Genomic DNA, 12,704 nt, shown 5'->3' with positions numbered 1-12,704 from the left:
CGCTCCGGTCCGCGCGAGCGGGACGTCAGGGAGCAGCGGGGGAAGGGAGGGTCTGCGGGGAAGCGCAGGCGACCGCCCGGCTTCCCTCGTGGGGAGTCCGGGTCAGCTGGTCAGCGCGTCGGCGCGCGGCGGACCGCGCAGGGTCGGCACCGAGGCGTGGACGGACAGCGGCGCGACGGGTGGCGATACGTCCCGGACGGGACGGCGCCCCGGAATGGCCGGGGAGGCCACGGCCGGAGGGACGATGAGCGGCAGGAGCCAGGCACGGAGGAGGGCCAGGGCCTCGTCGCTGCGTGAGACGGCGACGGCCAGGACGACGGCGGCGAGTGTGTGCAGCAGGACCATGGCGGGCCCGCCGGAGGACGCGGCCATCTGTTCCTGCACCGCGGGCGAGCAGGCGAGCTCGAAGGCCGCATGGTGGCCGGGCATCACGGACGAACTCCGGCAGACCGCGGGCGCGGCGGTCATCCCGAACAGCGTGTGCAGCAGGAACTGCCCCGCCCCCATGGCGAGCAGGCCCGAGCGGAAGGAGAGCGGGCCCCGGGAGAGCAGCATCATCGGGACCAGGAGGAGGACCCCCAGGAGCAGGATGACACCGAGTGCCGGCAGGTGCCCCGAGGCGAGGAGGTGGGACGCGGAGGAGACCGAGAGGATCAGGGAGACGAGGACGGTCGATCGGAGGTAGGGGAGGGCTGGGGTGGCCATTCCTGTCTCCTCCCCGTCATGTCGGGCTGTCGTCGGAGCTCCACCACGCGGCGGCGGCCGGCTCCCATCTCAGGGTACAGCCGTGAACGGAGCTGCCCGTGTGCACGTACTTCGGGTGGGGCCGGTCTCCGGATGGGCCGGCGCCGCCACGGGACAGAGGGAACGATCGGCGCCGCGGACCGTCGGGTGTCATGCTGCGAACCGGTGGCTGCCATGGGGGCGGGGGAAGTGGGAGGGACACACGGGCAGGACGTCCGGCACGATCAGGGAACAGGTGCCGGTGCGGTCGCTGAAGACGGGGTGTGCCGTGGGGCCGGTGATGCCGAGTCCATGCAGGGCGTCCACGCCCTCGCGTTCGATGTGCTGGGCGCTGCTCGCATCGATGACGACGTTCGGCTCCTGCAGGATCCGGAAGCTGCGTCTCACGATGGGCAGGAGTGCACGGCAGTTCTCCTCCGTGAGGCACCCGTGGACATCCATGCGTGCCCAGTGGAGATCGATGTCCAGACGGACGGTGATGCGCAGCTTGTGGTTCATGGTTCCGGTCCCCCGACGTGCAAGGTTCTTCACGCCCGGCTGCTCGAGCCCTCCAAGACTGGGTGGGCGACGGGCCCGGCAGGGACCGTGATCCTGCTTGACAAGGAGTCCCGAGCCGCTCGGCCGTGGTGCGACCCGTGCCCGGCCCGATCCCTGCTGCGCCACCGGCGCAACCGTGCCGTGCAGTGGTTCGGCGCGCTACGCGTCGAGAGCCCGTTCGAAGGCCCGTCGCTCGGGCCCCACGAGGACGGCGGCCGGGTGCGGGCCGGCGGCGAGGAGCGTCCGGGTCCAGGCATCCGGCCAGCCCGCGGACCGCGCGGCGACGATGACGTTGCCGGCGTGGTCGCCGCCCACCATCCCCGCCTCGGTGAGGACGGCGGCTGCGCCCGCCAGCCCCGAGAGCTGACGGCTCTGGGCGCGTGCGAACGCCAGCGGAGGATCGTCGCCGACGTTCACCAGCACCACGCCGTCCCCGGCGCAGACCCGCAGGAGGTGGGCGGCGAAATCCGGCGACGTCAGGTGGGCGGGCGCGTCGGCTCCGGCGAAGATGTCCAGCACGACGACGTCGAAGGCTGCGTCCGGCTGCTCGAGGACGGCATCGGCCGCGTCCCCGATGATGATCTCGCAGGCGGTCCCCTCGGGGAGCGGCATCGCGTCGAGGACGAATCCGATCAGCTCGGACTCGAGGTCGACGGCGATCTGCCGGGATCCCGGCCGCGTCGCCTGCACGTACCGCACGAGTGTGAGGGCCCCGGCGCCGAGGTGCAGGACCCGCAGGGGAGCGCCGGGCGGCCCCGCCAGGTCGATGACGTTGGCGATGCGCTGCAGGTACTCGTAGAACACGCGCTCGGGATGGAGCATGTCCACGTGCGACTGCTGGGCGCCCCCGATACTGAGGATGAGGGCGCCGTCGATGTAGGCGTCCTCGTCGATCTCCGCGTACGCCCCCGTTCCGGGCAGCCAGCGCGTGGGTACCTCGAAGTCGTCGGAGCCGGGTTGCTGCACCCCGATCACACCCGCTCCCGCAGCGTCGCGAGGCGGCGCGCGCCCTCCTCGATCACGTCGAAGCGCTTGCAGAAGGCGAACCGCAGCAGGGACCGCGTCCGCTGTGCTCCCTCCGCGTGGCAGAACATCGCGACGGGGATGGCCGCGACACCGATCAGGGACGGCAGGCGCCGCGCGAGGTCGGTGGCGTCCTCGATGCCGAGCGGTGCCGCGTCGACCATCGTGAAGAACGTGCCCGCCGGCTCGAAGACGTCGAAGCCGGCTGCCCGCAGGCCCTCGCCGAGCAGGTCCCGCTTCTTCCGCAGGGTCGCGGCGGCGGCGGAGAAGAAGTCGTCGGGCAGTCCGAGGCCGAGGGCTACGGCGCCCTGGAAGGGTGTCCCCGAGGTGTATGTGAGGAAGGTCTTGACGGTGCGCACCTGGGCCACCAGGTGCGCCGGCCCGGTGAGCCAGCCGATCTTCCATCCGGTCACGGAGAACGTCTTCCCCGCGGAGGAGATCGTCAGGGTGCGCTCTGCGGCCCCGGGCAGGGTGGCGATCGGCAGGTGCGCCGCCCCGAACGTGAGGTGCTCGTACACCTCGTCCGTCACGATGATGGCACCGTGGCGCTGCGCGAGCCGGACGATCAGTTCGAGGGCCGACCGGCTGAAGACGCTGCCTGTCGGGTTGTGCGGGTTGTTGACGACGACGATCCTCGTGCGGTCGGTGAACGCGGCTTCGAGGCTCGCGGCATCGGGCTGGAAGTCGGGCGCCCGCAGCGGGGCCGTGGTGTGCGTGGCACCCGAGAGCCCGATCACGGCGCCGTAGGAGTCGTAGAAGGGTTCGAAGGTCAGCACCTCGTCGCCGGGGCCGGCGAACGCGAGGATCGCTGCTGCGATCGACTCGGTGGCGCCCGTGCTCACGATCACCTCGGTCAGCGGATCCACGGTCAGGCCGTAGAAGCGCTCCTGGTGGGCGGCGATGGCGTGGCGCAGGACGGCGAGTCCCTGGCCCGGGGCGTACTGGTTGGCGCCCTCGGCGATCGCCGAGCGGGCGGCGTCCAGGATCTCCCGCGGTCCGTCCTCGTCCGGGAAACCCTGGCCCAGGTTGATCGCCGCATGCTGCTGCGCCAGGGCGGTCACCTCCTCGAAGATGGTGATGCCGAGCTTTCCGTCGCTGTCGAGCAGGTTGGCCCCGAGCGCCGCCCTCGCCCACGGCGCCGTGCCGCTGTTCCGCGTCGCACTCTTCCCCGCGTGTGTCGTCATGACTCCAGTATTGCCGCTCGGCGGACCACGACGGCGGACCACGACGGCGGACCACGACCGGCGCACCGCGGGTCCAGGCGTGGTCCCGCGGCTCTTCCCGCTCTTCGGTACGGTGGGGCTATGAGCCGCGCCGTCTGCCCCGGATCGTTCGACCCCGTCCACAACGGCCACATCGAGGTCATCAGCCGCGCCTCGCGGCTCTTCGACGAGGTGATCGTCGCCGTGTCGACGAACTACTCGAAGAAGTACCGGTTCGGTATCGACGACCGCATGGCGTTCTGCACGGCGAGCGTCGCGCACCTGCCCGGAGTCACCGTGCTGCCGATGGGTACCGGACTCCTGGCGGACTTCTGCAGGGACCACGGGGCCACGGCACTCGTGAAGGGGCTGCGGTCGGGCCTCGACTTCGACTACGAACTGCCGATGGCCACGATGAACCGCCACCTCGCCGATGTCGACACCGTGTTCCTGCCCACCGCCACGGAATTCGCCCACGTCTCGTCCACGCTGCTGAAGGAGGTCGCCTCGCTCGGAGGCGACATCCGTCCCTTCGTCCCGGACGCGGTCCTCCGTCGGCTCGTACCGTGACGGTCCTGGCCGCGCGGGCCGCATTCTCCGGCCTGCAGCGTCCCCGCCGCCTGTCCGCCCGTCGTTTTGGGCCTGCCCGGATGATCAGGCTAGGATGGTACGTCGGTCATATGTTCTACAGGAGTCACCATTAAAAGCGATCTCAGTTCGCCGTTGACGTTCAGCGTCAAGGATCTCGGACGCAGTCCGGGAAGCATGCGGACAATCGAGGAACATGTACCGGCACCGAAGGATTTCGGCGTCGCCCTGATCGGCGTGCAGGAGGGTTCCGAGATGGAACTCGACCTGCGCTTCGAATCGGTACATGAGGGAATCCTGGTGTCGGGAACGGCAAACGTCGAGGTAACCGGCGAGTGCGGCCGTTGCCTGGAGCCACTGCGGTTCGACCGCGACGTGGACATCCAGGAGCTCTTCTTCTACAGCGACTCCGAGTCGCTGTCGGTGGAAGAGGAAGAAGAACAGCACAGGGTGGAGAACGATTCGGTCGCTCTGGAGCCCGTGCTGAGGGATGCGGTGGTTACGTCGCTGCCATTCCAGCCGGTGTGCCGGGAGGATTGCAAGGGTCTGTGCTCCGAATGCGGAGCCCGGCTCAACGATGATCCGGACCACCACCATGAAGTTCTGGATCCTCGCTGGTCAGCCCTCGCCGGGTTGGCAGGCACCGCCGCTGAGAATGACGCGGCACCCAAGTCAGAGTCAGACGAGAGAGAAGAGAGTTAGCCGTGGCTGTCCCCAAGCGGAAGATGTCCCGCGCGAATACCCGCGCACGCCGGTCCCAGTGGAAGGCAACCGCCCCCAAGCTGGTCAAGACCCTCGAGAACGGCCGCGTCACCTACAGCCTCGCCCACCAGGCCAAGGTTGTCACCGATTCAGCCGGCACGCCGCTGTTCCTCGAGTACAAGGGCCGCAAGGTAGCCGACGTCTGACAACGGACCCCGGCCCGCCGCATGCCTGACGGTGCGGCGGGCATCGGCCCGATGCTGGATCAGCTGATGCGGTTGTGAAGAATACTGAAGACCTTACGAAGCGTCTCGGTGTCGATATCGACGCCGAGACGCTTCGTCTTGCCCTGACCCACCGGTCCTATGCCTATGAGAAGGGCGGGATCCCCACCAACGAGCGCCTGGAGTTCCTCGGCGACTCGGTGCTGGGCCTCTCGGTGACGGACGCGCTGTACCGCGACAATCCCGGACTCTCCGAGGGTGAGCTCGCGAAGAGGCGATCGGCCGTCGTGAGCACCAAGGCACTCGCCGGGGTGGCGCGCTCCCTGGACCTCGGCAGTTACGTGCTGCTCGGGCAGGGTGAGAAGCTCACCAACGGGCGCGACAAGGCCTCGATCCTCGCCGACACCATGGAGGCCGTCATCGGTGCGGCCTACCTCAGCCACGGCATCGAGACTGCGCGCGTGATGGTCATGCGGCTGATCGGACCGCTGCTGCGGGATTCCGCCGTGCTCGGCGAAGGCACCGACTGGAAGACCCGCATCCAGGAGACGGCGGCGGCACGGCGTCTCGGACTCATCGACTACCAGGTCGAGGGGACGGGCCCCGACCACGCCCGCACGTTCACGGCCCGCCTGCTGATCGGCGGTGTGGAGTACGGCTCCGGCTGCGGGAATTCGAAGAAGGAAGCCGAGCAGGCGGCCGCGGCCGAGTCCTGGAAGCTCCTGGTGGCCGGTGCCGGTGCATCGCCCGACAGCGACGCGGCGGACGTCCGGCCCGCCGTCGGGCCCTGAGTGCCTGAACTGCCCGAGGTCGAGGTGGTGCGCCGCGGCCTTGCGCGCTGGGTCACCGGGCGCGTCATCGAGACCGTCGAGGTCCTGGACGCCCGATCGCTCCGACGTCATGTCGCCGGCGTGGAGGACTTCGAGGGGAACGTCGCGGGTGCCCGCGTGAGGGACGTCGTGCGCCGTGGGAAGTTCCTCTGGATGACCCTCGAGGACCCCGGGAGCATGTCCGCCCACCCGCGCGTGGCCCTGATGGCGCACCTCGGCATGAGTGGGCAACTGCTGATCGAGGAGCCCGGTGCGCCGCTGGAGAAGCACCTCAAGGTACGCCTCCGGCTCTCCCGCGCTGTCGACGAGGAGGGCGCGGACCTTCCGGCCGACCTGCGGTTCGTGGACCAGCGCATCTTCGGCGGCATGTTCGTCGCAGACCTGGAGCCGACGGAGGACGGCGGGCCGGGCGGGCTCGGAGCCGGCAGCCTTCCCCTGGTGCCCCATCAGGCCGCACACATCGCGCGGGATCCCCTCGACCCGGCGTTCTCCGCGGAGTCCTTCCACCGACGGCTCCGGCAACGGAAGACCGGGCTCAAACGCGCCCTGCTCGATCAGGGGCTCATCTCGGGCATCGGCAACATCTATGCCGACGAGGCGTTATGGGCGGCCAGGTTCCATTACGCCCGTCCCACCGACACCATGAGGCGTCCCGATACCGTGCGCATCCTCGAGGCGGCCACCACCGTCATGACGCGCGCCCTGGCGGCCGGCGGCACGAGTTTCGACGCGCTGTACGTGAACGTGAACGGGGCGTCCGGCTACTTCGCCCGGGACCTCGAAGCCTACGGGCGCGCCGGTTTGTCCTGCCGCCGGTGTGCCGCGGAAGGCCGGCATACCCTGCTGCGCCGGGAGTCCTTCATGAACAGGTCGTCCTACCTGTGTCCCTTCTGCCAGCCGAAGCCGCGCAACGCACGCCTGTAGCCGAGCGTGCCGGAAATTCGGCGAGATCCAGGTCTCGTGATCCAAACGTGACAAGAGCAGGTCCAGCGCGTACCGTTAACCCCGCGCCCGTCCACCACGGAGGGGCGCCCTTCCTCACTCTGCCTAACCCTGTCGATGAGGACGGACCGTTCGCACAAGACATTCGACAGGGGCGGGGGAACCGATAGCGGACTCGTCACGAGTCCTAGGGGTAAAGACACGCGTGGACCAGCTTTGGGGCGGTGGTCCACGAACAGCGTGTCCGGATGTCCCATCCGAACCCGACAGCTAACTTCGTAGGCATTGGGAAAGGCATCATCATGTCCAAGAAGAGCCATGTCGCGCGCCACCGGGCCGTCCCTGCGCGTATCAACCCCCTCGTCACGGCATCCCGTGCAGTCACCGCGACTGCTTCGGTCGCTGGCAAGCCCGCCGCCGTCGTCGTTGCCGCATCCGGCATCATGATCGGCGCCGCACTTCCGGCCAGCGCCGCAGGCGAGATCGTCCCCGTCGAGACGGTCAGCCAGCAGGCCGCGGCAGTGAGCACCGCTTCGGCCGGTTCCTACACGGTCCAGGCGGGCGACACCCTCGGCAGCATCGCAGCAGCTCACGGCGTGAGCCTCGACGGCCTGTTCACGGCCAACGGCCTCGGCTACAGCTCGATCATCTACCCCGGCCAGTCGCTCTCGCTCAGCGGTTCGGCTGCACCCCAGCAGTACTCGGTGCAGTCCGCTTCCGTCGTAGCCGCACCGCAGGCTGCTCCCGCTGCTCCTGCTCCCGCAGCACCGTACAGCTTCCAGTCGGCATCGATCGGTGCGCCCGCTCCCGGCATCGTCGGAACGGCCCTGCAGGGCAAGGGGTCCGGCTACGTCTACGGCGGAACGTCCTACGGCGCCTGGGACTGCTCGGGCTTCGTCCAGTGGGTCTACGCCCAGAACGGCATCAACCTGCCGCGCACCACCTGGTCGCAGTTCGCCGCGCTCAAGGGCACCAACAACCCCCAGCCGGGCGACCTGGTGAGCCAGAACGGCGGCAGCCACGTCGGTATCTACCTCGGCAACGGCCAGATGATCAGTGCACTCAACCCCTCGCAGGGCACGCAGGTGCACTCCGTCAACGTCATGTCGGTGGACGGCTACTACACCCGCTAGCGTGTCGTCGGTCCGCCGATGACGCAGCAGTGACACAGAAGGGCGGGATGCATGCATCCCGCCCTTCGCCATGTCCCGGTGGAGTTCCGCCTGCTCAGCGGTAGGAGGCAGCCAGCCGCTCGAAGCCCTCGTCGATACCGATCGACGGTTCCCACTGCAGGACCGCCCGGGTGCGCCGTTGGTCGAACCAGTGCGCCGTCGAGAGCTGCTCGGCGAGGAACCGGGTCATGGGCGGCTCCTCCGGCCGTCCCAGCGCACGCCAGGCGCGCTCGATCACGGCGCCCGCGCCGCGCGCCATGGAGCCGGGTACGGACCATCCGGGCGGTCGCACCCCTCCGGCACGGCAGATCCCCTCGAGCAACTCCGCGATGGGGCGCGGCTCGCCGTTCGTCACGACGAACGCCTGGCCCCGGGCGGCCTCGATCCGGCGGAGGCAGGCGATGATCGCCGACGCCGCGTTGTCGACGTACGTGGTGTCGATCAGGGCGGTCCCGCCGTCGAGGAGGGGCAGCCGGCCGTGGCGGGCCCGGTCGATGACGCGCTCCACGAGCTGCGTGTCGCCGGGGCCCCAGACGATGTGCGGCCGTACGGCCGCGACGCGGAAGGCGGGGGTCGAGCGGGCGAGGGCCAGCAGTTCGGCCGCTGCCTTCGTGCGCGCGTAGTCGCCCCGGGCGTGGTCCGGATCGGCCGGACCGGCCCCTGCACCCACCAGAGACGTCCCCTGGTGCGCGACCGATGGCGAGGAGACGTGGACGACGTCGGTGACGCCTGCCTCCTCGGCTGCGTCGAGGAGGTGCCGGGTGCCGTCGATGTTCGTGCGGACGAACTCGCCGGGGGCGCCCGTGAAGGATACCTTCGCGGCCAGGTGGATGACGGCGTCGCAGCCCTCCACCGCCGCGGCGACGGCCGTCCTGTCCGTGATCGAGCCGAGGGCGTCCTGAGCGCCGTCGACGCCGGACGGGCGGCGCTGGAAGCACCGCACCTCGTGGCCGTCCTCGAGGAGGTGCTCGGCGACGGCCCGTCCGAGCATGCCGCTCGCTCCGGTCACGAGGACCGTCACAGGGATCCTGCCCGTCCGCCCGAGAGGAACCGGCCGCTCCACTCGGAGACCCGCGCGCGGTCGATCTTCGCGTTGTGGCGGATGTCCACCGGCAGGGCCGGAACCGTGATGACGGCCGCGAGCTCGATCCCGCGTTCGCGTGCCGCGGACCGGGCAGCTGCCGCCAGGGGGGATGCGGCGAGGTGCGGACGGCGTCCCGCCTCCTTCGCCTCGAGCACCGCGACGACCGCCTGGGTCCCCGAAGGGCCCACGCCGACGACCGCGGCGAGACGGACGCCGTCGACCTCCTCCAGCGCCTGCTCGAGTCCGACGGGCGTCACGATTCCCGCCGCGGCGGTAATGACGTGTCCCAGCCTGCCCTCCACCCAGAGGCGGCCGTCGGCGTCGAAGTGCCCGACGTCGCCCGTGCGGTGCCAGGGGTGCGTGCGTGCGGAATCCTGCTGCGTCTTCCACAGCCGGAAATAGCGGTCCTTGACGTGGGGGGCGTCGACGAGGATCTCGCCCGTCACCCCCGGCGCCGTCGTGGGATCCCCGGTCGCCGTGCCGGCGCTGTCGAGCGGGGCCACGGACACCCGGGCTCCGTTGACCGGGCGGCCGACGCAGACCCCGTTGCCGGCGCCGGCGAGGCCGGACGCTGCGGCGGCTGCCGCAGCCCGGATGCCGTCGTGGTCGATGTCCGTGACGAGGAGCGATTCCGTCATCCCGTAGGGCGTGTGGAGTGCTGCCGCGGGGACGAGGTGCTGCACGGCGTCCAGGAGCGGGACGGGGATCGGGGCGCCGGCCGAGAGCAGCAGCGAGATCCGAGCCAGGGCCTCCGTCCCGGCCGGGCTGAGGTCGGACGACGTGGCGAGCACGTTCCGCAGGGCTGCCGGCGATGCGAACACGACGCTCGCGTCGACGGCAGCTGCGGCATCGGCGAGGGCCTGCGCGGTCAGTGTCCGCGGGGCTGTGACGTCCATGGCGGGCGTCACGGAGGTCGCACCGAGCGCGGGGCCGAGCAGCGCGAACGGCGCGAAGCCTGCCACGAGCGATGCGCCCGGCCCGAGTCCCAGCGTCGACTCGACGGCGTCACGCATCGCGGACAGCCGGCGGTGGGTGTAGACCACGCCCTTCGCCGGACCGGTCGAGCCCGAGGTGAAGAGGATCGCGGCGTCGGCATCGGCGGCCGGGGCGGGCGGAGCGGATGGTCCGGGGCGTGCGGCGCGCAGGTCGTTGAGCGAAGCCTCCACGCGTAGTGCTGTCCGCTTCGCCGCCGGCAGCGCGGTGGCGCTGATCCGGCGCCCGGGCCAGCCGAAGGCACGGGCGGCGAGGAGGGCGCGTTCGATACCGATGACGACGTCGGGCGCGGCACCCTTGACGGCCCGGCTGAGGCCGCGGGCACCGAGGCCCGCGTCGGCGACCACGATCACGGCGCCGATCCGGAGGCAGGCGTAGATCAGGACGGTGAGGTCCACCCCGGGGGGTACGAGCAGGCTCACACGGCTGCCGGATCCGTAGCCCAGCGCCGTCAAGCCCGCGGCGACGGCGTCGACGTCGTCGGCGAGTTCCTGCCAGGAGAGCGTGCGCGGCGGACCGGCAGGGGTCATCTCCGCGACAGCCGTCGTCGAACCCTGCGACCCGGCGGCCAGGTCCGCGATCCGTCGGCCGAGCGGATCGTAGGGTGCGTCGGTCGACGGCGCCGTGGCGGCAGCCTCGGGTGTGCCCGCTCCGACGGACCGCGCCGCCAGCCACTCCATCGCGGTCGACGCCGTGTCGGCGTCCTCCTGCACGAGGTGGCTCGCGCGCTCGAAACGGTGGATGTCCGCGTGGGGCAGGCGGCGGGCGAGGTCCTCGAGGTAGGGGTCCGAGAAGATGGGATCGTGCGGTCCCCACATCATCAGCACGGGGACATCGATGCTGCGGATGCCCTCCGCCGTCGTGGTGAGCGCGGAGTGGCTCGGGTGGGACGCGTCGGCAGGGATGTCCGAGACGAAGTTCGCGATGCCCTGGCGATCGGCCGCCGTGCGGTACGGATCGCGGAACGCACGGCGTACGTCGCGGTCCAGGGCAGGCCGCGCGAGGGCGAGCGTCACGTCGAGGAAGGCGCTGGTGGTCCGGGTGCCGAGGCCGTGGACGCCCGGGGCGAGCGCGAGCCTCAGCGGCGCGGGGATGCGGCTGTCCGGATCCTGGTGGATGGCCGTGTTCGTGAGGATGACCCCTGCGAGGTCCTCCCGGTTGCGGTGGGCGTAACCGAGGCTGACGACGCCGCCCCAGTCATGGCCGACCGTGACGACGGGACCGGTGAGCCCCACGGCCGCGACGAAGTCCTCGAGGTCCGTGATGCGGTCCGCCAGGCGCCGGAACGCACCCGTGCGCTCCGAGTAGCCCATGTCGAGCTGGTCCACGGCGATCACGCGCCAGCCGGCAGCGAGACCGGCGGCGAGATAGCTCCGCCAGAGATAGGACCACGTCGGGTTCCCGTGGACGCACAGGAGCGTACCCCGCACGTCCTCGCCGCCCCGGCCGAGCCCGTTGTCGAGGTAGTGCCAGCGGTGTCTCGCTCCCGGGGCGTCCGCTCCGCTGGTCGAGGGCACGTCGAGGTACGTCGACCATGAGGGGTCGACGCCGGGGAGTGCTACCACGCAATCTCCATCATGGAGGTGTTCAGGCCGGATCCGACGCCCAGGCACAGCACGCGGTCGCCCGGGGCCAGGGACTGCGATTCCTGCGCGAGGGTCATGGGCAGGGAGGCGGGCCCCACGTTGCCCCAGTGCGGGAACGTGATGGGGACGCGTTCGCGCTCGAGGTCGACGGCCTTGATGATGGCGTTGGTGTAGGAGTTGGACACCTGGTGCGTGACGTAGCGGTCCATCGCGTCCCACTTCCAGCCGTCCGCCTGCGCCTCGTGCCACGCGGTGACCACGAGTTCGAGTCCGCCGTCGAGCAGGCCCTTGGTGTCGGTGTACATCCCGTCGATGCCGCCCACGCACAGCTCGTGGTGCTGCGTCCCCGCGCGGGAGACCCCGCCGAGGATGCGATGCGAGCCGGGGTGGAGGTCGGCGGGGCCGATCACGGCGGCGGCAGCACCGGAGCCGAGGGTGAGGGTCGCGAATTCGCTGAGGAAGTCCTCGCGCGTGGAGTCCTCACGGTTCAGGCGGTTGAAGGTGGCTTCCTGTGTCCGCTGGGCGTCCTCGCCCGCGACGATCAGGGCGTACTTGATCTGCCCCGAATCGATCATGTTCGCCGCGAGGGTCATGCCGTTGACGAAGCCGAGGCACGCGTTGGCGAGGTCGAAGTTCATGGCCGAGGACGGCAGGCCCAGGGAATGGTGGATCTTCACCGCGACCGACGGTTCGAGGTTCCGTCGGGTCACGGAGGTGTTGATGAGCAGGCCGACGTCGCCGGGCTCGATGCCCGCTTCGGCCATCGCCTTGGCGCCGGCTTCGATCGCGGCGTCGTCGAAGTCCGAACCCGGCGACCACCAGCGGCGCTCCGTGACCCCGGCCACGCGCTCGAGGAGCCTCTTCGAGAGGCGGAGCCTCTTCAGGCTGGGTGCCAGCCGTTCGTCGAACTCTGCGGAACTGACGACTACCGGCGCCTCCACACTCGTGACGGCGAGCAAGGCCGTGTTGTCATGTCGAAACGTCGCGTTACCGGTCAAATTTCCTGCCTCGTCAACTGGTCAGCGCCGGTTCGTGGCCGGAAGGGATCCACGGGTGGATCGGCCTGGACGCCTCTGG

At 70.4% G+C, this 12,704-nt stretch carries 13 protein-coding genes and 1 riboswitch; of the genes, 6 read left to right on the top strand and 7 right to left on the bottom strand.

Going from position 1 to position 12,704, the window contains the following annotated elements; all coding sequences use genetic code 11:
• Positions 1–102: 102 nt before the first annotated feature.
• From ACIQCY_RS10110 to ACIQCY_RS10095, 4 genes are all read right to left on the bottom strand, one after another.
• Positions 103–705 carry a hypothetical protein gene (locus tag ACIQCY_RS10110; protein ID WP_400483754.1) on the bottom strand — a complete coding sequence of 201 codons (603 nt, stop codon included), beginning with the start codon at positions 703–705 and terminating at the stop codon, positions 103–105.
• Positions 706–894: 189 nt separating this feature from the next.
• A complete protein-coding gene (locus ACIQCY_RS10105) occupies positions 895–1,275 on the bottom strand; it encodes a hypothetical protein (RefSeq protein WP_400483753.1) in 381 nt (126 codons plus the stop codon).
• A 165-nt stretch (positions 1,276–1,440) separates the two neighbouring features.
• A complete protein-coding gene (locus tag ACIQCY_RS10100) occupies positions 1,441–2,256 on the bottom strand; it encodes a spermidine synthase (protein WP_400483752.1) in 816 nt (271 codons plus the stop codon).
• Positions 2,253–3,488, bottom strand: a complete 1,236-nt coding sequence (locus tag ACIQCY_RS10095) for an aminotransferase class I/II-fold pyridoxal phosphate-dependent enzyme (RefSeq protein WP_400483751.1) — start codon at positions 3,486–3,488, stop codon at positions 2,253–2,255. The genes ACIQCY_RS10100 and ACIQCY_RS10095 overlap by 4 nt, the downstream gene beginning before the upstream one ends.
• A 120-nt stretch (positions 3,489–3,608) precedes the next feature.
• On the opposite strand from ACIQCY_RS10095, the gene coaD reads away from it, so the two are divergent.
• The 6 genes from coaD to ACIQCY_RS10065 all read left to right on the top strand — a co-directional run bounded on the left by coaD (position 3,609) and on the right by ACIQCY_RS10065 (position 7,925).
• On the top strand, positions 3,609–4,076 hold the full coding sequence (gene coaD, locus ACIQCY_RS10090; protein WP_400483750.1) for a pantetheine-phosphate adenylyltransferase: 468 nt from the start codon (positions 3,609–3,611) through the stop codon (positions 4,074–4,076).
• 153 nt (positions 4,077–4,229) lie between these two features.
• On the top strand, positions 4,230–4,796 hold the full coding sequence (locus ACIQCY_RS10085) for a YceD family protein (RefSeq protein WP_400483749.1): 567 nt from the start codon (positions 4,230–4,232) through the stop codon (positions 4,794–4,796).
• Between the two features lie 2 nt (positions 4,797–4,798).
• Positions 4,799–5,002 carry a 50S ribosomal protein L32 gene (gene rpmF / locus ACIQCY_RS10080; protein ID WP_043445822.1) on the top strand — a complete coding sequence of 68 codons (204 nt, stop codon included), beginning with the start codon at positions 4,799–4,801 and terminating at the stop codon, positions 5,000–5,002.
• A gap of 74 nt (positions 5,003–5,076) precedes the next feature.
• A complete protein-coding gene (rnc, locus tag ACIQCY_RS10075) occupies positions 5,077–5,811 on the top strand; it encodes a ribonuclease III (protein WP_400483748.1) in 735 nt (244 codons plus the stop codon).
• Positions 5,812–6,774, top strand: coding sequence for a bifunctional DNA-formamidopyrimidine glycosylase/DNA-(apurinic or apyrimidinic site) lyase (gene mutM / locus ACIQCY_RS10070; RefSeq protein ID WP_400483747.1), 963 nt, complete (start codon positions 5,812–5,814; stop codon positions 6,772–6,774).
• 110 nt (positions 6,775–6,884) lie between these two features.
• Positions 6,885–7,092, top strand: a riboswitch (cyclic di-AMP (ydaO/yuaA leader).
• 2 nt (positions 7,093–7,094) lie between these two features.
• Entirely contained in the window at positions 7,095–7,925 is an 831-nt protein-coding gene (locus tag ACIQCY_RS10065; RefSeq protein WP_400483746.1) for an NlpC/P60 family protein, read from the top strand.
• A 94-nt stretch (positions 7,926–8,019) separates the two neighbouring features.
• On the opposite strand, the gene ACIQCY_RS10060 is transcribed toward ACIQCY_RS10065, so the two are convergent.
• The 3 genes from ACIQCY_RS10060 to ACIQCY_RS10050 are packed head-to-tail and all read right to left on the bottom strand — an operon-like array spanning position 8,020 to position 12,625.
• Positions 8,020–8,985 (bottom strand): NAD-dependent epimerase/dehydratase family protein, encoded by a 966-nt coding sequence (locus ACIQCY_RS10060; RefSeq protein ID WP_400483745.1) that lies wholly within the window; start codon positions 8,983–8,985, stop codon positions 8,020–8,022.
• On the bottom strand, positions 8,982–11,606 hold the full coding sequence (locus ACIQCY_RS10055) for an alpha/beta fold hydrolase (protein ID WP_400483744.1): 2,625 nt from the start codon (positions 11,604–11,606) through the stop codon (positions 8,982–8,984). Before ACIQCY_RS10055 ends, ACIQCY_RS10060 begins: the two co-directional genes overlap by 4 nt.
• Positions 11,600–12,625 (bottom strand): 3-oxoacyl-ACP synthase III, encoded by a 1,026-nt coding sequence (locus tag ACIQCY_RS10050; RefSeq protein WP_400483743.1) that lies wholly within the window; start codon positions 12,623–12,625, stop codon positions 11,600–11,602. Before ACIQCY_RS10050 ends, ACIQCY_RS10055 begins: the two co-directional genes overlap by 7 nt.
• Positions 12,626–12,704 lie beyond the last annotated feature (79 nt).

Source organism: Arthrobacter sp. NPDC092385, assembly GCF_044755105.1.
Lineage (GTDB): Bacteria > Actinomycetota > Actinomycetes > Actinomycetales > Micrococcaceae > Arthrobacter_D.
This window is presented reverse-complemented; position numbering and strand designations above follow the sequence as displayed.